24 protein-coding genes and 1 pseudogene are annotated in these 24161 nt (G+C 69.3%); 11 read left to right on the top strand and 14 right to left on the bottom strand.

Going from position 1 to position 24161, the window contains the following annotated elements:
• Position 1: 1 nt before the first annotated feature.
• Positions 2-1012, bottom strand: coding sequence for a lysylphosphatidylglycerol synthase transmembrane domain-containing protein (locus LZK98_RS05125; protein ID WP_233785323.1), 1011 nt, complete (start codon positions 1010-1012; stop codon positions 2-4).
• 99 nt (positions 1013-1111) lie between these two features.
• Between LZK98_RS05125 and LZK98_RS05120 the strand changes: the two genes are divergently transcribed.
• Both LZK98_RS05120 and LZK98_RS20675 read left to right on the top strand, forming a co-directional pair.
• Positions 1112-2104, top strand: coding sequence for a zinc-dependent alcohol dehydrogenase family protein (locus LZK98_RS05120; protein ID WP_233785322.1), 993 nt, complete (start codon positions 1112-1114; stop codon positions 2102-2104).
• Between the two features lie 48 nt (positions 2105-2152).
• Positions 2153-2755: pseudogene (locus LZK98_RS20675) on the top strand (sensor histidine kinase); the annotation flags it as partial.
• Positions 2756-2863: 108 nt separating this feature from the next.
• Here LZK98_RS20675 and LZK98_RS05110 read toward each other — a convergent pair.
• Together LZK98_RS05110 and LZK98_RS05105 are read right to left on the bottom strand one after the other, a co-directional pair.
• The gene (locus LZK98_RS05110) at positions 2864-3517 is read right to left on the bottom strand and encodes an NAD(P)H-dependent oxidoreductase (protein ID WP_233785320.1); all 654 of its coding nucleotides are present in this window, start codon (positions 3515-3517) and stop codon (positions 2864-2866) included.
• Positions 3518-3528: 11 nt separating this feature from the next.
• Positions 3529-3672, bottom strand: a complete 144-nt coding sequence (locus LZK98_RS05105; protein ID WP_233785319.1) for a hypothetical protein — start codon at positions 3670-3672, stop codon at positions 3529-3531.
• Positions 3673-3802: 130 nt separating this feature from the next.
• On the opposite strand from LZK98_RS05105, the gene LZK98_RS05100 reads away from it, so the two are divergent.
• Complete coding sequence (locus LZK98_RS05100; protein ID WP_233785318.1) at positions 3803-6457, top strand: bifunctional acetate--CoA ligase family protein/GNAT family N-acetyltransferase; 2655 nt, start codon at positions 3803-3805, stop codon at positions 6455-6457.
• 10 nt (positions 6458-6467) lie between these two features.
• On the opposite strand, the gene fixJ (LZK98_RS05095) is transcribed toward LZK98_RS05100, so the two are convergent.
• The 4 genes from fixJ (LZK98_RS05095) to LZK98_RS05080 all read right to left on the bottom strand — a co-directional run bounded on the left by fixJ (LZK98_RS05095) (position 6468) and on the right by LZK98_RS05080 (position 10546).
• Positions 6468-7091, bottom strand: coding sequence for a response regulator FixJ (gene fixJ / locus LZK98_RS05095; RefSeq protein WP_233785317.1), 624 nt, complete (start codon positions 7089-7091; stop codon positions 6468-6470).
• On the bottom strand, positions 7088-8962 hold the full coding sequence (locus tag LZK98_RS05090) for a PAS domain S-box protein (RefSeq protein WP_233785316.1): 1875 nt from the start codon (positions 8960-8962) through the stop codon (positions 7088-7090). The genes fixJ (LZK98_RS05095) and LZK98_RS05090 overlap by 4 nt, the downstream gene beginning before the upstream one ends.
• 143 nt (positions 8963-9105) lie before the next feature.
• A complete protein-coding gene (locus LZK98_RS05085) occupies positions 9106-9489 on the bottom strand; it encodes a response regulator (RefSeq protein ID WP_233785315.1) in 384 nt (127 codons plus the stop codon).
• Between the two features lie 253 nt (positions 9490-9742).
• On the bottom strand, positions 9743-10546 hold the full coding sequence (locus tag LZK98_RS05080; protein WP_233785314.1) for a universal stress protein: 804 nt from the start codon (positions 10544-10546) through the stop codon (positions 9743-9745).
• A gap of 141 nt (positions 10547-10687) precedes the next feature.
• Between LZK98_RS05080 and LZK98_RS05075 the strand changes: the two genes are divergently transcribed.
• Entirely contained in the window at positions 10688-11338 is a 651-nt protein-coding gene (locus tag LZK98_RS05075) for a DsbA family oxidoreductase (RefSeq protein WP_233785313.1), read from the top strand.
• 43 nt (positions 11339-11381) lie between these two features.
• On the opposite strand, the gene LZK98_RS05070 is transcribed toward LZK98_RS05075, so the two are convergent.
• The 3 genes from LZK98_RS05070 to LZK98_RS05060 form a co-directional block, all read right to left on the bottom strand.
• Positions 11382-12041 carry a YoaK family protein gene (locus tag LZK98_RS05070; protein WP_233785312.1) on the bottom strand — a complete coding sequence of 220 codons (660 nt, stop codon included), beginning with the start codon at positions 12039-12041 and terminating at the stop codon, positions 11382-11384.
• 80 nt (positions 12042-12121) lie between these two features.
• Positions 12122-12733, bottom strand: coding sequence for a response regulator FixJ (fixJ, locus tag LZK98_RS05065; RefSeq protein ID WP_233785311.1), 612 nt, complete (start codon positions 12731-12733; stop codon positions 12122-12124).
• On the bottom strand, positions 12723-14204 hold the full coding sequence (locus LZK98_RS05060) for a PAS domain S-box protein (protein WP_233785310.1): 1482 nt from the start codon (positions 14202-14204) through the stop codon (positions 12723-12725). Before LZK98_RS05060 ends, fixJ (LZK98_RS05065) begins: the two co-directional genes overlap by 11 nt.
• Positions 14205-14377: 173 nt before the next feature.
• Between LZK98_RS05060 and LZK98_RS05055 the strand changes: the two genes are divergently transcribed.
• From LZK98_RS05055 to LZK98_RS05045, 3 genes are read left to right on the top strand one after another with little or no spacing between them, the layout of a single operon-like run.
• A complete protein-coding gene (locus LZK98_RS05055; protein WP_233785309.1) occupies positions 14378-15067 on the top strand; it encodes an alternative oxidase in 690 nt (229 codons plus the stop codon).
• Between the two features lie 24 nt (positions 15068-15091).
• Entirely contained in the window at positions 15092-15442 is a 351-nt protein-coding gene (locus LZK98_RS05050) for a response regulator transcription factor (protein ID WP_233785308.1), read from the top strand.
• 1 nt (position 15443) lies between these two features.
• A complete protein-coding gene (locus LZK98_RS05045; RefSeq protein WP_233785307.1) occupies positions 15444-15845 on the top strand; it encodes a group III truncated hemoglobin in 402 nt (133 codons plus the stop codon).
• Here LZK98_RS05045 and LZK98_RS05040 read toward each other — a convergent pair.
• The gene (locus LZK98_RS05040) at positions 15842-16543 is read right to left on the bottom strand and encodes a VIT1/CCC1 transporter family protein (protein WP_233785306.1); all 702 of its coding nucleotides are present in this window, start codon (positions 16541-16543) and stop codon (positions 15842-15844) included. The two genes, LZK98_RS05045 and LZK98_RS05040, sit on opposite strands and share 4 nt — an antisense overlap.
• Positions 16544-16662: 119 nt before the next feature.
• On the opposite strand from LZK98_RS05040, the gene LZK98_RS05035 reads away from it, so the two are divergent.
• From LZK98_RS05035 to LZK98_RS05020, 4 genes are all read left to right on the top strand, one after another.
• Positions 16663-17091, top strand: coding sequence for a universal stress protein (locus tag LZK98_RS05035; protein ID WP_233785305.1), 429 nt, complete (start codon positions 16663-16665; stop codon positions 17089-17091).
• On the top strand, positions 17088-19709 hold the full coding sequence (locus tag LZK98_RS05030; RefSeq protein ID WP_233785304.1) for a cation-translocating P-type ATPase: 2622 nt from the start codon (positions 17088-17090) through the stop codon (positions 19707-19709). The genes LZK98_RS05035 and LZK98_RS05030 overlap by 4 nt, the downstream gene beginning before the upstream one ends.
• Positions 19706-20980 carry an MgtC/SapB family protein gene (locus tag LZK98_RS05025; protein ID WP_233785303.1) on the top strand — a complete coding sequence of 425 codons (1275 nt, stop codon included), beginning with the start codon at positions 19706-19708 and terminating at the stop codon, positions 20978-20980. The genes LZK98_RS05030 and LZK98_RS05025 overlap by 4 nt, the downstream gene beginning before the upstream one ends.
• An 80-nt stretch (positions 20981-21060) precedes the next feature.
• Entirely contained in the window at positions 21061-22137 is a 1077-nt protein-coding gene (locus LZK98_RS05020) for an NAD(P)-dependent alcohol dehydrogenase (RefSeq protein ID WP_233785302.1), read from the top strand.
• Positions 22138-22471: 334 nt separating this feature from the next.
• On the opposite strand, the gene LZK98_RS05015 is transcribed toward LZK98_RS05020, so the two are convergent.
• From LZK98_RS05015 to LZK98_RS05005, 3 genes are all read right to left on the bottom strand, one after another.
• Complete coding sequence (locus LZK98_RS05015; protein ID WP_233785301.1) at positions 22472-22852, bottom strand: hypothetical protein; 381 nt, start codon at positions 22850-22852, stop codon at positions 22472-22474.
• Between the two features lie 11 nt (positions 22853-22863).
• Complete coding sequence (locus LZK98_RS05010; RefSeq protein WP_233785300.1) at positions 22864-23685, bottom strand: universal stress protein; 822 nt, start codon at positions 23683-23685, stop codon at positions 22864-22866.
• Between the two features lie 91 nt (positions 23686-23776).
• Positions 23777-23995, bottom strand: coding sequence for a hypothetical protein (locus LZK98_RS05005; protein WP_233785299.1), 219 nt, complete (start codon positions 23993-23995; stop codon positions 23777-23779).
• Between the last annotated feature and the right edge of the window lie 166 nt (positions 23996-24161).

Raw genomic sequence — 24161 nt, 5'->3', positions numbered from 1 at the left:
ACTACCTAGCGGCGCGCCGAGCCCGGGGCCGGGTGCGCATCAGCACCATCCCCGGCACGAGCGGCAGCCAGAGCGTGAACCCGCGCAGCAGCAGCGTGCCGGCGATCGCCGCCTCAACCGGCACGCCGAGTGCGCCCAGCATCGCAGTCGAGGTCGCCTCGAAGCTGCCGAGCCCCATCGGGATGGGCCCGAGCGTCGCCACGATCGAGGCCGTCATCAGCGCGATGAACGACGATCCAGCGCGCAGCGGCTCGCCGAGCGCGCACAGGCAAAACGCAAGCGTCGCCGCATCGGCGAGGAACACGAGCCCGTTGAACGCCGCCACCTTGAGGATCAGAGGGCGGTCCGTCACCAGGCGCTTCGGCGCCTCGCCCATGATCCCAAGCAGCTTGCGGACCACGCCGATGTGCTCGAGCCGGGGCGGCAGTGGCGCGCTGCCGCGCGCACGCAGCCACAGCGCCAAGGCCGGGATCGCCAGCGCGACGAGCAGGAAGGTCGTGACCAATCCGACCAGCAAGGGTGTCGCATGGCCGTGCAGCCACAGCACGGCCAGCATCACCATCGCGAAGCTGGCATAGGCTGCATAATAGCCGATGAGCGATACCAGCAACGCCGCAACCGCCGCACCACGCGGAACGCCCAGCGCGATCAGCCGGTCGACCAGCACCACATTGCCGCCCATGCCGGCGCCCGGGATCGCCTGGTCCGCGAACAGCTTGACGAGGGCCACCGGGAGCAGCCGGCCCAATGGCTGGGGCGAACCGGCGCGGCGCAGGACCGTCGTCCAGCCGAGCGCGACGGCGACATAGGTCCCCGCCTGGAGCGCAGCGGCGGCTACGAGCCAGAGCGGCTGCGCGCGGCGGAGCATCGCCGCGAACCGCTCGAGCTCGCCGAAGTGGAGCACCGCCGCAACGAGCCCGGCGATCGCCAGCAGCGCGATCAGCCACCGCGACAGCCATGTCCGCCGCTCCTTGCTCTCCCTGCTTGGTTCCGATTGGCGCGTGCCGGCCATTCCGCTGCCTCCGTCGCGGAGCTAGGCCGTCCTCACGCGCCCGGCATTGCGCAAAATCCCCTATTCTCCCCCGGTTCCGAAGCGCGCAGGATCGCCGGCATGATCGACGGCTATGCGATGCAGTTCGACCGTGCGGGGCTGCCGCTCCGCCGCGTGCCGCGAACATTCGGGCCGCCCGACCCCGAGGAGGTCCTGCTCGAGGTGCTGGCCTGCGGCGTTTGCCGGACCGACCTGCACGTTGCCGACGGCGAGGTGGCGGCGCACTACCCGATCGTGCCGGGGCACGAGGTCGTGGGCCGCGTCGTCGCGGTCGGTTCCCGGGTGACCGGCATCGCCCTCGGCGCACGTCTTGGCGTGCCGTGGCTCGGCGGCAGCTGCGGCCATTGCCGCTATTGTCTCAGCGGCCGTGAGAATCTCTGCGAGACGCCGGTCTTCACCGGGGCGACGCGCGACGGCGGCTATGCGACCCACTGCCTTGCCGATGCGCGCTATTGCCTGCCGATCCCGGACGCCTTCGCGGATGCCGAGGCGGCGCCGCTGCTCTGTGCGGGGCTGATCGGCTACCGCGCGCTGGTCATGGCCGGCGACGCCGACACGATCGCGCTCTACGGCTTCGGCGCCGCCGCGCATATCGTCGCGCAGGTCGCCAACTGGCGGGGCCGGCGGGTGTTTGCGCTTACCCGGCCGGGCGACGCCGCGACCCAGGCGTTCGCCCGCCGTCTGGGTTGCACCTGGGCGGGTGGCTCGGACCGGCCGCCGCCCGAAGAGGTCGACGCCGCGATCATCTTCGCCGCCGACGGCGCGCTGGTTCCTGCCGCGCTCCGCGCGGTGCGCAAGGGCGGGCGTGTCGTCTGCGCCGGCATCCATATGAGCGACATCCCCGCCTTCCCCTATGCCGATCTGTGGGGCGAGCGCGCGCTCCTCTCGGTTGCCAACCTCACGCGCGCGGACGGCGCAGCATTCTTTGCAGTAGCGCAGCGCATTCCGGTGCGTACGACCACTAGGGTCTATCGGCTGGCGGACGCCAACACGGCGCTCGACGACCTTCGCGCCGGTCGGCTCGAAGGCGCGGCGGTGCTCGTGCCGCGCTAGCGCTAGCCTAGGGGAATCTCCGCATTCGCAGGCGCATCGCCGAACGGCATGCACGAGTCAGAGACGGAGGAGCGCATGACCGACACCGAGACGATGGCCTTTCCCCAGCTGCGCCAGCACGCGCACGACATTCGCAACCTCTTCGGTGCGATCGCGTCCGCCCGCCATCTGATCGAAGAGGCTCCGGACAGCGCGTGGCGCGCACAGCTGCTCGATGCGATCGAAGACGCCGCCATGCGCGGCGGCGTGCTGACCACCCAGCTGCTCCTGGTCGACTCGGCCAATGCGGAAGCCTTCGCGCCCGCGACCCGCCTCCAGCGACTCGTGCCGCTGCTACGCTCGATCACCGGTTTCGACGCGCGCCTGGTCCTCGGCCCCGTTACCGGCGATGGCGCGGTTCACGCCGACGGCGACCATTTCGACCATGCGCTGATCGAGCTCGTCACCAACGCGCGGCGCGCGATCGGTGCCGGCGGCACCATCCGCATTCGGCTGCGAAGTCGTGGCGGCCGGGTGCGCCTGATCGTCGCCGACAACGGATGTGGCATGCGGCGCCAGGACAGGGAGCGGTTGCTCGCAGGCCCTGGCCGGCCAGGTGCTCACGGCACCGGATTCGGTCTCGTACGTGATTTCGTCGCCGCGGCGCACGGCCGGCTCGCCATCCGGAGCGCCCCGCAGCGCGGCACGGCGGTGATGATCGACTTGCCGGCGATCCCGCGCCCCGCGACCCGCCGGCCTGAGACCGCTCCTGCACCGCGATCAATGGCAGACGTGCGCCTGCTCGCGCCGGTGCCAGGCGTTCAACAGCTTCGCGCAGAGCAGGCGGGTCCGCTCACGCGCCTGCTCGAGGCATTCCTCGATGTACTGGGCCTTGGTCCCGCTGACGATCGCGTCGAAATGGACGTGGTCGTCGCTCGCGAACGCGAAGATCGTCGACAGATAGGTGTCGAAAGCCTGGCGCAGCGACACCCATTGTCCGTGCTCCTCGAGCCACGGGCGCGTCGTCGCCGACGAACTCAGGATCATCAGATGCTTGCCCCTGAGCATCGGGTTGGGAAGATCGTGCTTGATGCTGCTCGGCCCGAAGCCGGCCCCGAGCACGCGGTCGATATAGCCCTTGATGATCGCCGGCGGCATGCCGAACCACAAGGGATAGATCAGCGTCACCACATCGCACTCCCGCAGCAGGGCAAGCTCGGCCGCGACATCGGGCGCGGGCTCGAAGCGATCGCCGGCCGGCCGTTCGTCGGCCTTGAGCAGCGGATCGAAGCCGATCGCATAGAGATCGCGAACCTCGGCCTGCTGGCAGCAGGCCTCGACGGTCTCGCAATAGGTCTGTGCGACCGTGTGATTGAAGCTCCCTGGAGCCGGGTGCCCCAGCACGACGAGATGACGGATCGGAACCTGCGACATAGTCCTCCCTCCTAGACCGGCAGGTGAAGGACCAGACGGGCGAGCATGCCGGTCAGCGTGACGGCGCCGAGGCCAGACAGGCCGATGGCGACACGCGGCTGCTGGCTCAGCAGGGTCGTGGCGTGGTGGGCAAAAGCGCTGAGTGCGTAAATCATCGGTCGTCTCCGCAATCGATGGCGCCAACCTCCTCGATCGCGGCCCCCGCCGACATACGGTTCTCTACTTATCGCGGACCGCCCCCTGACGGTGCTCAATCATGGCTGCTCAAGAACCAGGAGCGATGCCATGACCATCCGCAACCTCGACGCCCTGTTCCACCCGCGCAGCATCGCGGTGATCGGCGGCTCGAGCCGTGCCGGCTCGCTCGGCGAGCGCGTCCTCGAGAACATCATCGACGGTGGCTTCGAGGGCTTGATCTTCGCGGTCAACCCCAAGCGGGTCGAACTCGACAAGACCTGGTGGGTCCACTCGATCGACGCGCTGCCCGAGGCGCCCGACCTCGCCATCATCGTCACCCCCGCCGACACCATTCCCGGGATCATCGGCGAGCTCGGCGCCAAGGGGATCAAGGTCGCGGTGGTGCTCTCCGCCGGTCTCCAGGACCCTGCGCTCCGCGACGCGATGCTCGCGGCGGCCCGACCGCACCTGCTGCGCATCGTCGGACCCAACTGCCTCGGCGTGCTGCTCCCCCATGCGCGGCTCAACGCGTCGTTCGCGCCGCGGTCGGCCGCGCCCGGCCGGCTCGCCTTCGTCTCGCAGAGCGGCGCCTTGGTGACAGCGATGCTCGACTGGGCGGCCGACAAGCATGTCGGCTTCTCGGCGGTGGTCTCTGCCGGCGACATGGCCGACGTCGACCTCGGCGACCTGATCGACATGCTTGCGGGCGATCCGGCGACCGACGCGATCCTGCTCTACGTCGAGGGCGTCACCGCGCCGGCGAAGTTCATGTCGGCCGCCCGCGCCGCGTCGCGGGTCAAGCCGGTGATCGCGATCAAGGCGGGCCGGAGCGCGGCCGCGGGCAAGGCGGCGATCTCGCACACCGGCGCGCTGGTCGGGGATTATGACGTCCATGCCGCGGCGTTCGCGCGCGCCGGCATCGTGCTGGTCGACAGCCTCACCGACCTGTTCGATGCCGCACAGGTGCTGTGCCGCCATCGGCCGCAGGGCGGCGACCGGCTCGCGATCGTCACCAACGGCGGCGGAGCCGGGGTGCTCGCCGCCGATGCCCTGGCCGATCAACACCGTACGCTAGCGACGCTCTCGCCGCAGACAGTCGCCGCGCTCGAGCCCGTGCTGCCGCACGCCTGGTCGCGCGGCAATCCGATCGACGTGGTCGGCGACGCTCGGGCCGAGCGCTTCTCGGCCGCGGCCGAGGCCGCGCTGGCGGACCCGGGGGTCGACGCATTGCTGGTGATCCATTGCCCGACGGCGGTAGCGACCGGGACAGAGATCGCCGCGGCGCTGGCCACCGCGGTCAAGACCAGTAATCCCGCGCGCAAGCCGGTCATCGCCTGCTGGATGGGCAGCGCCAACGCCGACGCGTCGCGCGCGATCTTCGATGACGCCGGCATCCCGCTGTTCGACAACCTCGACGATGCGGTGCGCGGGTTCGGTTATCTGCGGCGCGCGCATCTCGGACAGGAGGCGCTGCTTAGGGCGCCGGCGCGCGTCAGCATCGCCGCGGCCGACAAGGCCTGCGCCACCGCCGCGATCGCCTCCGCCCGCCCGGAGGGGCGGACCATCCTCAACGCGACTGAGGCCAAGGTGCTGCTCGCCGCCTATGGCGTGCCGATCAATGCCATCCGCTTCGCCCAGACCCCCGATGCGGTGGCGGCCGCGGCGGCCGACCTCGCGCCGCCCTACGCCGTCAAGCTCGTGTCGCCGCAATTGCCCCACAAGTCGGACGTCGGCGGCGTCCGGCTCGACCTCGCCACCGGCGAGGACGCCGTCCAAGCAGCGCGGGAGATGGCGGCGCGGATCCGGCACAGCCACCCCGAGGCCTCGATCAGCGGCTTCGAGGTCGAGACGATGGTGCCGATCGGCGACGGCCAGGAGCTGCTGGCCGGGTTCGCCAATGATCCGACGTTCGGCCCCGTGCTTGCGTTCGGCGCCGGCGGCAAGGCGGTCGAGGTCGTCGCGGACCGCGCGCTCGGCCTGCCGCCGCTCGACGACCGGCTTGCGGAGGATATGATCGATGCGACCCGGATCGGCAGGCTGCTCAAGGGCTATCGCGACGTCCCGCCAGCCGACCGCGCGGCAATCGTCCGCGTGCTCAACGCGCTGTCGGCGATCGCGGTCGATTTCCCCGAGATCGCCGAGCTTGAGATCAACCCGCTGGTCGCCACGGCCGAGGGGGTGATCGCGCTCGACGCGCGTGGACGGCTGTTCGGCGATGATCGCCGGTCGCAGCTGGCGATCCGACCAGTGCCGGTTGAATGGACCGCGGACCTCACCACCAGCAGCGGTCTCGCGCTGCACGTGCGCCCCGTTGTTCCCGAGGACGAAGCGCTGCTTGCCGATCTCTTCGCGCATGTGAGCCGTGAGGACCTGCGGTTCCGCTTCCTCAGCGGGCGGGAGAGCGTCGGCCGCGACCAGCTCGTGCCGATGTGCCAGGTCGACTATGCCCGCACGATCAATTTCCTCGCCTTTGCCGGCAACCTCATCGTTGCCAGCGCCATGCTGGCGACCGATCCCGATCACCGCCGCGCCGAGCTCGCGCTTGCCGTGCGCGAAGACTGCAAGGGCAAGGGTGTGAGCTGGACGCTCGTCGAGCACGTCATGCGCTATGCCGCCGCCGAAGGCATCGAGACCGTCGAATCGCTCGAGAGCCGCGACAACCGCGCAGCCCTGGCGCTCGAGCGCGAAATGGGGTTCGAGACGGTTCCGACGGCCGATGATGCAAGCGAGGTCCTGGTCCGGCGGCGCGTGACCATGCACTGACCGACCCGCCTCAGATCCGGGTTTCCCCCATACCGGCAGCAAAGGCGATGCGAAGCGCCTCCGACAGGCTGCGTGCCTTGAGCTTGGTCATGATGTTGGCGCGATGCACTTCCACCGTCCTTGGCGAGATGCCGAGGTCATAGGCGATCGTCTTGTTGGGATAGCCCTGGGCGAGCCCCTCGAGCACCTCGCGCTCGCGCTCGCTGAGGGCCCCCAGCACCACCTCGGCCTCCGCCGCCCGGGCCATCACGTCCTTCTCGGAGGCGATCTGCGCGAGCGCACGCGTGATCGCGTCCTGCAAGGCGTCGGTGTCGAACGGCTTCTCGAGGAAATCGATCGCGCCGGCGCGCATCGCGGTCACCGCGTTCGCCACGTCGCCATGGCCGGTCAGCACGATGACGGGCATGGTGACACCCCGCTCGTTGAGTTGGCGCTGGACCTCAAGGCCGTCCATCTCCGGCATGCGGATGTCGAGCAGGATGCAACCCACCTCGACATGCCGGACCTCCTTGAGGAACGCGACGCCCGACGGCCAGGTGCGCACCGCATAGCCCGATGTCTTGAGGAAGAAGCTCGCCCCGCGGCGCACGCTCTCCTCGTCGTCGATGACGTGAACCAATGGCTTGTCGCTCATACCGGCGCCTCCATATCTGCGCGAACCAAGGTGAAATGAAATTGCGAGCCGCCGTCCGGGCCCGGCTCCATCCAGATGCGCCCGCCATGCGCCTCGACGATCGTCCGACAGATCGACAGGCCGAGCCCCATGCCGCTGCTTTTGGTACTGTTGAAGGCACGGAACAGGTTCTCGGCGATCTCGGGCGAAACCCCGGGCCCGGTGTCAGCCACCGTGACGCGGACAAACCCCGCCTCGTCGGGCGCGCTCGAGATGGTGAGCACGCGTTCGGGCGCGTCCGCCATCGCCTCGATGGCGTTGCGCATGAGGTTGATCAGCACTTGCTGCGTCTGGATGCGGTCGACGAGCACGCTGTCCACGCGCGGGTCGAGCTCGATATGCGCCTCGACACCTTTCTCGCGCGCACCGATCAGCGCGAGCTTGGCGGCGTCGTCGACCATCGCGGACAGCGAGCCGATCTCCTTCTCGATCTCGCCGCGCCCGACGAACTCGCGCAGACGGCGCACGATGCCGCCGGCGCGCAGTGCCTCCTCATAAGCGTCGTCAAGGCCCTCTTCGATCATCGCGCGATCGTCGGGATCGTCCTCACGCAGCAGGTTACGCACGCCGCGCACGAAGGTCACGACGGCGGTGATCGGCTGGTTGAGCTCGTGCGCGAGCGTCGAGGCCATGGTGCCCATCGCGCTCACCCGCGCGGCATGAACGAGCTCGGAGCGCAGCTGCTCGATGCGGGTCTCCGCCCGCTGCTTCTCGGTCAGGTCGCGGATGAAGCCGGTGAAGACTCGGGTGCCCTCGGTGACCGCCTCGCCGACCGAAAGCTCCATCGGGAAGGTCGAGCCGTCGCGCCGCTCGCCGATCACGGTCCGTCCCAGGCCGATGATCCGCCGCTCGCCGGTCGCGAGATAGCGCTGGATATAGCCGTCGTGCCGCTCGCGGTCCGGAGAGGGCATGAGGCAACTGACGTTCCGGCCGGCGACCTCGGCTTCGGCATAGCCGAACAGCTTCTCCGCGGCGGTGCTGAACGACAGGATCCTGCCCGTTTCGTTGATCACGATCATCGCATCGGGGACGGTCGCCAGGATGGAGCGGAACTGCGAGGCGCTTGCCTGGTTGCGGCGCTCGGCGGCGCGCTCCTCGGTGACGTCGCGAATGACCTTGCCGAAGCCGCGCAGCGCACCGGTGTCGTCGTAGAGCGCGGTGACCGTGACGTGCGCCAGGAACTCCGAGCCGTTCTTGCGCACCCGCCAGTCGTCTTCCTCGAACCGACCCTCGGCGCGGGCGCGATCGAGATCCCGTTGCGGCTTGCCGGCTGCCACCGCCGGCTCGGGATAGAAGATCGCGCAATGCCGCCCGAGCACTTCCTCCTCGGTCCACCCCTTGAGGCGCTCCGCCGCCTTGTTCCAGATCGTCACCCGCCCCTCAGGATCGAGCATGTAGATGCCATAGCTCGTCGCGCCGTCGATCAGGAGGTTGAGCGTATCGGCGAGGTCGTTCGCACGCGCCGCACGGCGCGCGGCAGTCTGCTCGCTCGATCGCCAGCGGCGGCGCAGAGCGGCGATATAGGCGGCGACACCGACGATCACCGCCCCCGCGAGCAGGAAAGCGGCAAGCTCGAAGGGGGCGATCGGCCCGTCCGCCCAGCCGAGCAGATGGACGAGCGCAACCGACAGCGCGGCAGCGATCAAGGCCGGCCACGGCCCGGCCAGGACTCCCGTCACCAGCACCGCAACCGTGAAGAACAGATAATGACCACGATCGTCGAGCCATTCGTGCGCCGCCCACCGCACCAGCGCCGCGACGGCAACCGAAGCGACCGCGGTACCGTAGGCAGACACGGCATCGCGTGCGAACGAGGTGCGGGCGTCGGTCAAGGGCCCCTCCCCGATCCGGCGCGCCCGCCGTGCGCGACCAGGCACGGCCGAGGCCCCCGCATCGGTCGTCGGATCATAGCATGGCGATGCAGCCTCAGGAACAGAGCAAACCCTAGCCTGCACATCGGTCGAAGTGGGCCCGCTCATGCGTCGGTTTGAGGCTCCGCGAGCGCATCGATCAGCGCATCGTCGCGGAACGGCTTCGCCAGCACCGCGGCGAAGCCGGCGGCCTTCGCCTGCAATTGCAACGCATGTGAATAGAAGGCGGTGATCAGCACGGCGACGCCGCGCCAGCCCGACGCCCTGAGCGCCCGCAACACGGCGATGCCGTCGGTGCTCGGCAGGGCGTAGTCGATCACGACATGGCTTGCGCCCGACAGGGCGGCATCCGCCAGCGCGGGCGCCGCTTCGGAGAAGGAGTAAACCTCATAGCCCTGGCCGCGCAGGAGCAGCTGCAAGGCACGGCGCACGGCGGCGTCATCCTCGATCAGCACGAGGTGACGGACTGGCGCATTCTCGGGAGTCATTCGGCCACGCCTTTTACAAGCCCGCCCGCGGAAGGCGGACAGGTCGGGGAAGGCCTATGCGATCGCCGGCCGCGCGGGCGATCCGTAATCTTCCGTATCACCCCGCGGGCAACATGAGCGAGACCGAACGCCATCGGCAGTACCCTCCCCGCCGTCGCCGACGGCGCCCACCTGTGACGGTGGCGCCACGCCGACGATCGGCTCTTCCTCGCGCCGGCACATCGTCGTGCCGGCGCGCTCGCACTCTTCCGCCTCAGTGCGCGATGAACAGCGGCACCGGACATTCCTTCAGCATGCGCTTGGTGACGCCGCCGAACGCAGCCTCGATGAAGCGACGATGCCCGAACCCGCCCATTACGAGATATGCCGCGCCGACCGCTTCGATCGTGTCGAGCAATACGGTGCTCGGGATGTCCTCGCGCGCGCTCTCGCGCCGGACGATCGGCTTGATGCCGTGCCGGGAGAGATACTCGGCCGCTTCGCTGGCAGGCAGCTTGATCGAGCCGTCGTCGACCTCGAGGATCGTCACCGTCCCCGCATGCTGCAACAGCGGCACCGCCGCGCGCAACGCCGCCTCCGCCTGCTCCGAACCGTCCCAGGCGACGAGCGCGTGGCCGAAGGCGTCGAATCCCTTCGCGTTCTCCGGGACCGCGACGATCGGCTTGCCGGTCTTGACCAGCAGGTCGCCGACGAGCTCGCGCATGTCCGGATAGGGAATGCTGTCGAGTTCGCGGTTGAGGACCACGAGGTCGGCGAGCGCGGTGCTGTCGCATACGCACGGCGTGAGGAAACCCTTCTCGTCGATCCAGTCATAGGGCACGCCCTCGACCCGGAGCCGGGCTTCCATGCGCGTGCGATTGACGCCCTCACGCTGCTCCTCGTCGGCCATCAGCAATGCGGTGCCGCCGCAATCGGCATAGTCGCCGACGAAGACCGGCGCGATCGCGATATCGATGCAGGTCAGGTGCCCGTCGAGCGCGCGGGTGAGATCCACCGCCGCCTGGAACCGCGCTTCCTGGCCGGCGTCGTCATGCATCAGGACAAGGACATTCTTCATGGTCGCCTCCTGCGAATTGCACGGGCGAGGCTATGGGCGGCGCGCAATGCGGCCCATGCGGAATGTTACGGATCGGCCACCGATGAAATCTGGTTCCCCGCACCCTAGATCGCATGGGCGCTCGCGAGAAAGGATTGCGTGATGGCCCAACCGATGAGGATCGACCTCGTTTCCGACGTCTCCTGTCCCTGGTGCATCATCGGCCTACGCGGGCTCGAGGAGGCGCTGGAGCGGACCGCCGGCCTCGTCGACGCCGAGATCACCTTCCAGCCATTCGAGCTTAATCCCGGCATGGCGCCGAACGGCGAGAACATCGTCGAGCATGTCGCCCGCAAATATGGTGCGACACGCGAGCAATCGGCCGCCAATCGCGAAACGATCCGGCAACGCGCTGCGGCGGTCGGGTTCCGCATGAACACCTCGGAGGACAGCCGCATCTACAACACCTTCGACGCGCACCGCCTGCTCCACTGGGCCGCATTCGAAGGGTACCAGGCCGCGCTCAAGCACGCGCTGCTCGAAGCCTATTTCACCGAGGGGCAGGACCCGTCCGATGTCGACGTGCTCGTCTCGGCCGCCGAGAAGGCTGGCCTCGACGGCGATGCGGCACGCGAGGTGCTGAGCTCAGGCCGCTATGCCGACGAGGTCCGGCATGCCGAGCAGCTCTGGCAGGCGCGCGGTGTCCGTGCCGTGCCGGCGGTGGTCATCGACGGGAAATATCTCATCTCGGGCGGCCAGCCTCCCGAGGCGTTCGAACAGGCACTGCGCCAGATCGCGGCTGAAGGCACGTAAGGCTCCTGACTGGAAACCGCGGACCTTTCGTTCTGCCCAAATGTTAGCAACCGGCCTGGCGGCTGCGGCCGGTGTCTAAGATGGAGCCCGCCACGATGGCGAAGGACAGCGCGAGCGCGCTGCCGATCCAGAGCGCGGCGGACTGGGCGCTCGCTGCGGCCGCCGCGCCGCAGACCGCGCCGGCGACGAACCCGCCCCAGAGGAGCAGGTAAGGCAGCCATGCCCACCTGTCGCCGCCCGAAACCGCGCTGGCGAGGCCCTGACCGAGCTTGACGATGCTGCCGGTCATGTAGGTCAGGCCGATGCGGACCTGCCCGTCCTGCTCGAAGATCGCGTTCTCGGCCCCCATCGCGAACGCCGTCAGCGCCAGTGCGGCGTGGAGATATCCGGCCCATGATGACACGGCCGCGCCGGCGATCAGCGCCGCGATCATGAGGAGCACGGCCGCCGCTCGCCGCTCCCCCGCCGCCCGCCCGTAAAGCGACCCCGCCGTCACGCCGAGAAGGAAGGCGAGGATCAGCCCTCCCGCCGCCAGCGCATCCGGCAGCGCCTCCGCGACGCCGACCGCCAGCCGCGTCGAGTTGCCGCTCATGAACGAGACGAAGAAGCCTTTCGACAGGATGAAGCCGCAGGCGTCGACATAGCCGGCGAGGCTGGCCAATCCTGCCGCAAACAGCCTCACCCGCCGGTCGTAACGATCCATCCTGCCATCCTATGAGTGGCTCGGGGATGTCCTGCAACATGGCGGCGCCGGCCGGCTTATCATCGTCGAGTCGCCCGCCTTCACGAGAGACGGGCGAGCGTCACCATCCGGACGAGCTCGGACAGCGTCTTGGCATGCATCTTCATCATCACATTGGCGCGGTAGACCTCGACCGTGCGCGCGCTGATGCCGAGATCGAAGGCGATCGCCTTGTTTGCCTCGCCCGCCACCAAGCCGTCCATCACCTCACGCTCGCGTGGGGACAGGCTGGCGATCCGTTCCAGCACCGCCTGGTGCTCCGCCTGCGCCTGGTCGTCGCCGGCCTGCCGAGCCAGCGCGTTGCGGATCGCCGCCAGCATCACCGCGTCATCGAACGGCTTCTCGATGAAATCGGCGACGCCGGCCTTCATCGCCTGGATCGCCAGCGGCACATCGGCATGACCGGTGATGACGATCACCGGAACGGCGGCGCCCCGGCGCCTGAGCTCCTCGACCAGCTCGACCCCGCTCCGGCCAGGCATGCGCACGTCGGTCACGACGCAGGCGCCGGCCAGCGGCGGCGACGCCGCCAGGAAGGCATCGGCGGACACGAACGAACGGACCCGGATCCTGGCGCAATCGAGCAGGAATTCCAGCGAGTGGCGCGCGCTATCATCGTCGTCGATCACATAGACGATCGCCTCACCCGCCATCGTACAGCTCCTCCTCGCCGACGCGCGGCAGCGTGAAACCGAACAATGCCCCGCCGCCCGCACGCGCGTTTGCCCAGATCCGCCCGCCATGCGCCTCGATGATCGTGCGCGAGATCGACAGACCGATGCCCATACCCGCGCGCTTGGTGGTGACGAAAGGCTGGAACAGCTGCTCGGCCACCTCTGGATCGATTCCCGGTCCGCTGTCGGCAACGGTCACCTGCGCCATCTCGTCGTCGACGAGTTCGGTGGTGATCGTCAGCTCGCGGCGCACTGACACCGATTCGGTCATCGCGTCGACGGCATTGCGCACGAGGTTCAGCACGACCTGCTGGACCTGAACCTTGTCGGCGAGCACCAGATCGATCTCAGGACTGAAGTCATATTGCACGCGGATACCATGTTCCTTGGCGCCGATCAGCGCCAGCGCGCTCGCCTCCTCGACCATCTTCGGCAGGCTTTCGACCGCACGCTCCGCCTCGCCGCGGCCGACGAAGTCGCGCAGGCGCCGGATGATGTCGCCGGCACGCAGCGCTTCGCAAGCCGCCCGCTCCACCGCGTCGGCCACCCGCTCCTGCGGCACCTCGGCGCGCTCGAGCAGCATGCGGGTGCCCTTGAGATAGTTGGCGATCGCCGAGAGCGGCTGGTTGAGTTCGTGCGCAAGCGCCGAGGCCATCTCGCCGAGCGCCGTCAGGCGCGACACATGGACAAGCTCGTTCTGTAGCTCCTGCAGTCGCGCTTCCGCCTGCTGGCGCTCGGTAAGGTCGCGGATGAAGCCGGTGAAGTACCGCTGCCCGTCGGCCCGCATCTCGCCTACGGCGAGCTCGATCGGGAAGGTCGAGCGGTCCCTGCGCTCCCCGACGACGACCCGGCCCTTGCCGATGATCCGTTTCTCGCCGGTCCGGTAGTAGCGCTCGAGATAACCATCATGCGCCGAGCGATAGGGATCGGGCATCAACATGCTGACATTGCGGTCGAGGACCTCGTTCGCCTGCCAGCCGAACATTCTCTCGGCGGCCGGGCTGAAGTCGCGGATCAAGCCCTGCTCGTCGATCACCACGATCGCATCCGGCACGGTATCGAGGATCGAGCGCAGGTGCGCTTCGCGGCGTGCGAGGCCGGCGGTGACGCGCTCGGCGCGGGCGCGGGCGCGCTGGAACCATTCGCCGCCGAGCGCGATCGCGCATCCGATCACCACGAAGGCCGCGGCCGCGATCAGGCTTCCCGCCTCGATCGGGCCGATCAAGCGGTCGCACCACAGACCGACCACCGCGCCGGCGATGCTCGCAGCAACGCCCATGCGCAAGCCGGACAGAGCGCTCGCCGCCACCACAGCCGGAACGAAGAAGATATAGGTCGCCCGCGGCCCGAGCTGCTCCGCGAAGCTGATCCGGACGCCGGCGCCGAGCGCGATCGCCGCGGCGGCGAGCGCCAGCGTCACGACCAGCGGCGGCGACGGCCAGACTGCCAACCGAAGGGGAAATCGGCGCGGGACCACATCCTCCCTATGCATCTGAACGTCATCCTCCCCACCTCCGGTAAGGCCCTTAGGGGCCGCACGGTAGGGTCAATATCCGAATGTCCGCATTGGCCTCGGGATCATAGAGGCCGGACACCGGCAAACGAGTGCCACGGAGACCAACCATGATCCCACCGTTCATCGATCTCGGCATCCATCACCAGCCCAAGGGCCTGTCGGACCGGATCGCCTTCGCCTTCACCAAGGTGCTGCGCTGGACCGCCGACACCTTCTTCGCCGAGCGTTACGGCCATCGCGCCGTCGTTCTGGAAACGGTTGCCGCCGTTCCGGGGATGGTCGGCGCGACGATCAACCACCTCGCCTGCCTGCGCCGCATGTGCGACGACAGGGGCTGGATCAAGACGCTCATGGACGAAGCCGAAAATGAGCGCATGCACCTGATGACCTTCATCGAGATCTCCAAGCCCACCTTCTTCGAGCGGGCCGTGATCATCGGCGTGCAGTGGGTATTCTATCTATTCTTCTTCGGCCTCTATCTCGTCAGTTCGAAGACAGCGCACCGGGTGGTCGGCTATTTCGAGGAGGAGGCGGTGATCAGCTACACCCATTATCTCGCCGAGATCGACGAAGGGCGCAGCGAGAACCTGCCGGCGCCCGAGATCGCCAAGCGCTACTGGAGCCTGCCCGAGGACGCGACGCTGCGCGACGTGGTGCTCGTGGTCCGCGCCGACGAAGCGCACCACCGCGACGTCAATCACGGTTTCGCCAACGAGCTTGCCGGGCTGCCGGTCGGCGCCGTCGCCGCCTCCCCGCCGCATGCGACGCTCGAGCCCAATTGGAAGCGGGCCGCCTGAACCGGGCGGTGGCGAGGACAGGACATGACGGCGGAGAATTCGATCCTGCTGTTCATCAGCGACGCCTCGGTCCTGGCCTCGCTCCAGTTCGCCCTCTCGCTCGAAGGGTTTCAGGTGGCGGACGGACTGGCGGCAGCCAATCCGTCCGCCACCTGCCTGGTGATCGACCAGGCCTGCCGCGGCGGCGGGCTGGATCTGCTCGCATCGCTTCGCGCCGGCGGCTGCAATGCACCGGCCCTGCTGCTCGCCACCAATCCGGGGGCCGCCCTGCGGCGGCGGGCCGGCGCCCTTGGCGCCACCATCATCGAGAAGCCCCTGCTCGGCGACGAGCTGACGCGCGCGCTGCGCCGCATCCTGCAAACCGAGGCTGCCTGAGATGCCCGCATCCATCACCGAAGACGATATCCATCGGCTTGTTCCGGCATTCTACGACCGCATCCGCAAGGATGCGATGCTCGGACCGATCTTCAACGGCGCGATCGAGGATTGGCCGCACCACATCGATAAGCTGCAGGCGTTCTGGTCCTCGGTCATGCTCACCAGCGGCCGCTACAAGGGCCAGCCGATGACCGCCCACGTCCGACACGAGCAGCATATGACGTCCGAGAATTTCGCGCGTTGGCTGGGACTCTGGCGCCAGACTGCCGCCGAACTGCTGACAGCCGAGGCCGCCGCCGCATTCCAGGACAAAGCCGATCGCATCGCCGAAAGCCTTCAGCTCGGCATGCAATTCTACCGCGACCGGCGTGCTGCATGCCGCGCAGCGGATCGCGCCTAGACCGCGGCGCCTGCCAAATGTCCGACCGCCGCGGTGATCGCCATCGCGAGCGCCCCCCAGAACGTCACCCGCAGCACCGAGCGAAGCGGCGGCGCGTCGCCGGCCTTGGCGCCGAGCGCGCCCAGCACCGCCAGGCAGACGAGCGATGCGCCGACCACCACCGGGATCACCAGCGCATGCGGCGCGAGCGCGACGGCGAGCAGCGGCGCGGCTGCGCCCGCGCTGAAGGTCGTTGCCGAGGTGAAGGCGGCCTGGAGCGGGCGGGCGGTCGATATGTCGGAAATGCCGAGCTCGTCCTGCGCATGCGCGGCGAGTGCATCCTTGGCCATCAGCTGGTCGGCGACCTGGTGCGCCAGCGCACGGTCCAGGCCGCGCGCCACATAGATCGCCGCAAGCTCCTCATGTTCGAACTCGGGCTGCTCGGCCAACTCGCGCCGCTCCTTGGCGAGATTGGCGCGCTCGTTGTCCGCTTGAGAGCTGACCGAGACATATTCGCCGGCGGCCATCGACATCGCCCCGGCGACCAGCGCCGCGACGCCGGCCAGCAGCACGCCGCCCTTGTCGGCGTCCGATGCCGCGACACCGACGATCAGGCTGCCCGTCGAGACGATCCCGTCGTTGGCGCCGAGCACGGCGGCGCGCAGCCAGCCGACCCGCGCGATCGTATGCCGTTCGACATGGGCCTTGAGCCTGGTCATCGATGCCCTCCTGCCCGCGGATTCGTCCCGCGGCTTTAGGTAATATCACCAACTGACGCGACCGCGTCGCCCGCTAGGCTACCCCGCAAATCCTCAGCGTCCCCGCGGAAAAGGCATGGATGGCCATGTATCGCAGCATTCTCGTTCCGGTCGACCTTGACCAGCCGAACTCCTGGGCCAAGGCGCTGTCCACTGCCGTAGCGCTATGCCGCTGCTTCGGCGCCAGCCTCACCCTCGCGGCCGTCGTCCCCGACACGCAGTTGACCCTCGATGCGCAATGGTCGGCGATCGCCTGCCGCGAGATCATCGCCACCGCCGAAGCGCGGCTCGCCGCCCTCGCGGCCTCGGTGACCGGCGCCGGGGAGGTCGCGCATCGCGTCGAGGCCGGCGCCGTCGCCGGCACGATCGTGGCGATCGCCGAGCGCGCCGGCACCGACCTGATCGTGCTGGCTTCGCATCGCCCGGCGATGACGGACGTCCTCCTCGGCAGCACCGCCGCGCGCGTGGTCCGCCATGCCCGCTGCTCGGTCATGGTGGTCCGCGCATGAGCGCCGCAGCCGTCCTCGATCGGGCGCGGCCTACCGCGGCACCGCCCGCAGGCTCCACCGCCCTGTGCCTCGGCCTCAGTCGCGCCGAGGCCGAGCACCGGCTCGCCTGCGAGGGACCGAACGAGCTCCCGCGCCAGGGCCGGCGCACGGTCCTGTCGATCCTGCTCGGCGTGCTGCGCGAGCCGATGCTGTTCCTGCTCGTCGCCGGCGGCCTCGTCTATCTGGCGTTGGGCGACCATCAGGAGGCCGTGATGCTGATCGCGTTCGCTGGCTTCTCGGTGGCCGTGACGGTCGTCCAGGAGGCCCGCAGCGAACGCGCGCTGGAGGCGCTGCGCGATCTCGCCAGCCCGCGCGCGCTCGTCGTCCGCGACGGCGAGCGGCAGCGCATTCCCGGCCGCGAGGTGGTGCGCGGCGATCTCGTCGTGCTCGCCGAGGGCGACCGCATTCCGGCCGACGGCTGGATCATCGAGAGCGACGGGCTCGCCGCCGACGAATCACTGCTGACTGGCGAATCCCTGGCCGTGGCCAAGGGCGAGGTAGCCACCCTCTCGGGCAAGCGTCCGCCGCGTCCAGGCGGCGATGGCCTCGCCTATGCCTTCTCGAGCACGCTCATCGTGCGCGGCAGCGGCCTATGCCTCGTCAACGCGACCGGCCCCCGGACCGAGGTCGGGCGCATCGGCCAGTCGCTATCGGCGATCGAGACCGGCGCGCCACGCCTCCATCGCGAGATCCACCTGCTGGTGCTCGCTTTCGGCGTCGGCGCGGTCGCGGTCTGCACGCTCACCGTGCTGCTGTTCGGGCTGCTACGCGGCGGATGGCTCGACGCCGCACTCGCCGGCATCGCGCTCGCCATGTCGATGCTGCCGGAGGAGTTCCCGGTCGTGCTCGCCGTATTCATGGCGATGGGCGCGATGCGCATGTCGCGCGTGCGCGTGCTCGCCCGCCGCGCCGCCGCGATCGAGACGTTGGGCTCGGCGACCGTGCTGTGCACCGACAAGACCGGCACGCTCACCGAGAATCGCATGCGCGTGGCCGAGCTCGCCTTGCCCGACGGCCGCACCTTCGCGTCGGACGGGGCAGCGGCAGCGCCGCCCCGCGACTTCTGGACCATCGCCGAGCTCGGCGTGCTCGCGAGCGAACCCGAGCCGTTCGACCCGATGGAAGCCGCGTTCCACGCACTCGACCGCGCCCATCGCGACGCCGACCTGCCGCGCCGTCGCGGTGACAGCTGGACCCGCCGGCACCACTATCCGCTCGATCCGGCGCTGCTCGCGGTCTCGCACGTCTGGAGCACCGGCAGCGCCGACGATGTGATCGCCGCCAAGGGCGCGCCCGAGGCCGTCGCCGAGCTTTGCCGCCTCGGCGGAAGCGAACGGGCCCGGATGCACGAAGCGGCCGGCGCAATGGCGACCAGGGGACTGCGCGTGCTGGCGGTGGCCGAGGCGCGCTGGCGCGGGGCGGAGCTGCCGCCGTCGCAGCGCGGCTTCGACTTCGCCTATCGCGGCCTCGTCGGACTTCACGATCCGCTGCGCGCCTCCGTTCCCGATGCGGTCCGCCAGTGCCGCAACGCCGGCATCCGCGTGGTGATGATCACCGGCGACTATCCCGATACCGCGCGCGCCATCGCGGACCAGGCGGGCATTGGCGCGGGCGAGGTGGTGACCGGCGCGGCGGTCGCGGCGATGGACGACGCCGAGCTTGCCCGCCGCATCGGCGGTATCGGCATCTTCGCACGCGTCATGCCCGAGCAGAAGCTGCGCATCGTCGAGGCGCTGAAGGCGGCCGGCGAGGTCGTCGGCATGACCGGCGACGGCGTCAACGACGCGCCCTCACTCAAGGCCGCCGACATCGGCATTGCCATGGGCGGGCGCGGCACCGACGTCGCACGCGAAGCCGCCTCGATCGTGCTGCTCGACGACGACTTCGGCTCGATCGCGACCGCTGTTCGCGTCGGCCGGCGCATCTACGACAATCTGCGCAAGGCGATGGGGTTCATCGTCGCGGTCCATATCCCGATCGCGGGGCTGGCATTGCTGCCGTTGCTCGCCGGTTTCCCGATCCTGCTCGCGCCCGTCCATATCGCCGTGCTCGAGATGATCATCGACCCGGTCTGCTCGCTCGCATTCGAGGCCGAGACCGAGGAGACCGACGTCATGCGCCGGCCGCCGCGGCCGCCGTCCGCCCGGTTGCTGTCGCTCGACCTTCTCGGCTGGTCGCTCGTCCAGGGCCTGGTGGCACTCACGGCGGTGGTCGGCCTGCTGCTCTGGGACCATGGCCATGGGGTTGACGAGGAGACGCTGCGCGCCGCCACCTTCATCGCACTGGTTGCCGCCGTCCTTGCGCTCGTGCTGGTCAACCGGTCCTTCTCGGCGTCGCTCGTGACCGCCCTCCGTCGGCCCAGCCTCGCCCTGGTGGTGGTCGCCGCGCTGGTCGTCTCGGTGCTGGCGCTCGCGCAGCTCGTGCCGGGCGTCGGCCAGCTGTTCGGCTTTGCGCCGCTCACGATGCGCGAAGCGCTCGTCGCTGTCGGAGTAGGTGTCGCCGTTCTGGTCCTGCTTGAGCTTATGAAGCTGGTCCGCGGCGCGCCGAGCCCGCGCGGTGCCGGCACGACCGCCGCATGAGCACACCGGTGGAGACCTCCCCGGCGCTCCTGGCCACGCCGGCGTGGGACGTCCTGCTGCCGCTCGGCTATGCGCTGGCGATCGGCCTGCTGATCGGCCTCGAGCGCGGCTGGAGCGACCGCGACGACCCGAGCGGCACCCGCGTCGCCGGAATCCGAACCTTCGCGGTGCTGGGTGTGCTGGGCGGCATCGCCGCCTTGCTGCCGGCGGCAGCGATGGCCGTGCTGATCGGCGCATGCGGCGCCGTCCTTGCCATCGGCTATGTCCGCCAGAGCGGCGTCGAGACCGGCCGAAGCGCGACCAGCGCGCTCGCCGGGCTGAGCGTGCTCGGGCTCGGCGCCTTGGCCGTAAGCGGCCGCCCGGTCGAGGCGCTCGCCTGCGCGGCCGCGCTGATGCTGCTGCTGTCGATGCGGCAGAACCTGCATCACCTGCTCAAGGATATGAGCGGCGAAGAGCTGCGCGCCGCCGCCCGCTTCGCCATCCTCGCGCTCGTCCTGCTGCCGCTGGCGCCGGACCGGCCCCTCGGTCCCTACGGCGCCTGGAACCCTCATCAGCTGCTGCTGGTCATCGTGCTGGTCTGCGGCCTGTCGTTCGTCGGCTATGTCGTGGCGCGCCGCGCCGAGGCGACTCGCGGCATGCTCCTGACCGCCGCGTGCGGCGCGATCGTGTCCTCGACCGCGGTGACCGCGACCTTCGCGCGCCGCCTGACCGGCGCCAACGGCGCCGACCGGGCGCTCAATGCCGGCATCGCGCTCGCCTCCGCGATCAGCATCGCCCGCGTGCTGCTGCTGGTCGCTCTCCTCGCGCCGCATGCCCTCGGGCGGTTGGCGATCGTCTTCGTGCCGCCCTTCCTGCTGCTCCTTGCCGCGACGGCGTGGCGGACGCGGGGGGCGTCCGACGACCAGCCGACGGCGGTTGCGCTCGACAACCCGCTCGAGCTCGCCGGCGCGATCGGCCTAGCCCTGCTCGTCGCGCTCACCGCGCTCGCGAGCCGCTGGGCGCTCGACCATTATGGTCATATGGGCAGCGCCGTCGTGCTCGGGCTGACCGGCCTCGCCGATGTCGATGCCGCGGTGATCGTCTTCGCGGGCCTGCCGATCGGACCCGCCTCCGCAAATCTCGCCAGCGCGCTGGCGCTGCCGGTCGCGCTCAACATGGCGGTGAAGGCGGGGATCACGCTTGCGTTCGCGCGCGGCCGCGGCGGCGCCGCAGCGGCGGCGCCCCTGGCCCTGGCCACGGGACTGATCGGGCTGGCGTTCGTGCTCGCCTAGCGCCGCGTATCCGGGATTCTCCGAAGCGAGCCCGACGCGGCGGGAGCCTATGCTCCCCGTCTTGCCTGAGGAGAGACATCATGGCCGATACAATGCGCGCGACGATCTTCATCGAGCCCGGCAGGATCGTGCTGGGCGAGAAGCTCATCCCCGAGGTCGGGCCGCTCGATGCGCTGGTCCGCATCACCACCACCACGATCTGCGGCACCGACATCCATATCCTCAAGGGCGAGTATCCGGTCGCCTCGGGGCTCACCATCGGCCATGAGCCGGTCGGCGTGATCGAGAAGCTCGGCTCGGCGGTGCGCGGCTACCACGAAGGCCAGCGCGTCATCGCCGGCGCGATCACGCCGTCGGGCTGGTCGAACGCCTCGCTGTGCGGCTGCGGCTCGCAGGATGGCCAGGACGGACCGCACGGGTTCAAGGCCATGGGCGGCTGGCGCTTCGGCAATACTATCGACGGCGCCCAGGCCGACTATCTGCTCGTGCCAGACGCGATGGCGAACCTGGCACCGATCCCCGACGGCCTCAGCGACGAGCAGGTGCTGATGTGCCCCGACATCATGTCGACGGGGTTCGGCGGCGCCGAGGCCGGCCGCATCCGCATCGGCGACACCGTCGCGGTGTTCGCGCAGGGACCGATCGGCCTGTGCGCCACCGCAGGCGCACGGCTGATGGGCGCCGCCGAGATCATCGCCGTCGAATCGGTGCCGGCGCGCGCTGCCATCTCGCGGCGGCTGGGCGCCGATCATGTGGTGGACTTCACCAAGGAGGATCCGGTGGGCGCCATCCATCGGATCACCAAGGGCCGCGGCGTCGACGTCGCGATCGAGGCGCTCGGCCGTCAGCAGACCTTCGAATGGGCGCTGCGCGCGCTCCGCCCGGGCGGCACGCTGTCGTCGCTCGGCGTCTATTCTGAGGATCTACGCATCCCGCTCGACGCCTTCGCCGCCGGGCTTGGCGACCACCGGATCGTCACCACGCTCTGCCCTGGCGGCAAGGAACGGATGCGCCGGCTGATGGCGATGGTCGAGAGCGGCCGGGTCGATACCGCGGCGCTGGTGACACATCGCTTCGGACTCGACGAGATCGAAACCGCCTACGACCTGTTCGGCCACCAGCGCGACGGCGTGCTGAAGGTCGCGATCACGCCGTGATGCAAAGTCGCGCCGCAGTCCGATGATCCGCTGCCGATGCGCCGACTCATCCCAGGCCGATCGCGGCCCACAGCTTGAACAGGATGCTGGCGATCAGCGCGACGGCTACCCCATCGGAATGGGATTCAGACCGGCTTCGCGTGACGTGTCGCGCATCACGCACTCGGCTTCGACGTCGAACCTCTCCTCCCCATCGGACGATCGGGAAAGACACGAAGGATTTCGGATCGGCAAGCCTCCCGACCGCCAAAGTCCGCCTCACCACACGGTATGCTTCACGCGGAGCGTCGACGTTCGAGCGTGATGCCGATCCGGTGCATCGTCACGCCCGCCGCTACCCGGCCAAGGCCTCGCCGACGGGCTCGCAGGAGCTCACCTCGAAGCACTGCGCCTCCCCACGGCGATCGGTGATGGTGACGAAATCCCCCGGCCGCAGCGGATGGGTCTCGAGGTGGAACAAGGTCTCGTCGTCGCCGTCGCCAGGCGCATAGGAGAACACCCATCGGCCATCCCTGCGGCCGAGATGACCAGCCTGCTCGGGCGCGTCTGGTCGCGACCGCAGCACCGTTGCCCGGCGGGGATCGGCGCGCGCGGCCGCGGGATCGATGAGCCCGCGCTCGTCGAGCGGAAGGCGGAGTAGATAGCAATGCTCGTGCGAACCGTCCGGATGCGCATCGGATCGCGCGAGATCGAGCCGGATCATGTACCAGGCCATGGATACACCTCTCAGTGGGAGAGCAGGACGGGTACGTAGGAGGCGTCGATCACGTCGCGCGTGACGCCGCCCAGCACCGCTTCGCGCATCCGCGAATGGGCGAAGCCGCCGATCGCGAGCAGATCGGCGCTCACCTGAGCCGTGAACGCCTGGAGGGTGGCAGCCTCGGAGCGGTCCGGTTCGTGCAGATCGTGGAGTTCCGGCGCGAGTCCGTGACGGATCAGATGACGGACCACCTCGGTGCCGGCGCGCTCGCCGTCTTGTTGCGACGTCGCGCCGATCGTGACGACATCGACCAGCGCGCCAGGCGAGACCATCGCCGCAAGGTCGTGCAGTGCTCGCGTGGCTTCTGCCGAGGGCTTCCAGCCAAGCACCGCATGACGGACCTGCATCAGCCTTCGCTCCGGCGGCAGGATCAGGATCGGCGTGCCGGTTGAGAGGATCAACGTTTCGAGTACCCGCCGGCGGAGCCAGTGCAGCTCCCAGGTGGCGGCGGTGCCGATCATGATCAGGTCGGCGATCTCCCCCATGTGGCGGACATCGCCGGCGAGCCAGGCGACGTCGTCGCGAAGGCTGAAGACGGAGACCGGGCATGTGGCGCGCGCGGCAAGTCTCTCGACTGCGGCGACATCGGCTTTCGCGTCTCGCTCCAGCACGGGATCAGGGACGTAGAGACCTCCCAGGGGAACCAGCGCCGGACTGATCACCGGCCCGGGCGTCAGCACGGCGATCTCCAGATGCGCACCATGCTGCTCCGCGAACGCGATCGCGGCATTGACGACCGGAGCGGCCTTTTCCGGATCTTCGACGACGGCGAGGATATCCTTGATCATGAGCTCTTCCCTTCGCGCCTGTTGGAGCATTCGCCCGCAAGCCGCGCAGTTCGGAATTTCCCTTAGGCCGGCGCAAGGGCATGGGGTCGGGTCAGACGAACAAGGCGTGTTCGCCCGTCCGTTCGATCGCTTCGGGGACCGGGAGATCGCAGTGATCGCGATCCACCGAGCATATCGCGCATGGCGGCCACCAGGCGTTCAGCGCAGCGTTCCACCATGCCGTGAACAGGATCATCGGAATATAGCCGGGCTGCAGCGCGAGCAGCGGCTCCAGCGGGCGGCGGGACAGTTCGGCAGGGGATTCGGTCATGGCATCGCTCCTCGGGGATTTTGCCCAAGGCTAGGCCGTGACGATAATGCGCTGCATCAGGAGAATCCCGGAGGGCCCTGCTGCGGGAGCTTCCCGATGACCCGCGACCGAGCGTTCCTCCCGGATTTCGACGCACTCCTCCACCTACGGAGCATCTCGACGTCGG

Origin of the sequence: Sphingomonas cannabina, from assembly GCF_021391395.1 — a bacterium.
In the GTDB taxonomy this organism is placed as follows: Bacteria; Pseudomonadota; Alphaproteobacteria; order Sphingomonadales; family Sphingomonadaceae; genus Sphingomonas; species Sphingomonas cannabina.
Note: the sequence above shows the minus strand (reverse complement) of the source record. Positions and strands in the feature narration are given on the sequence as shown.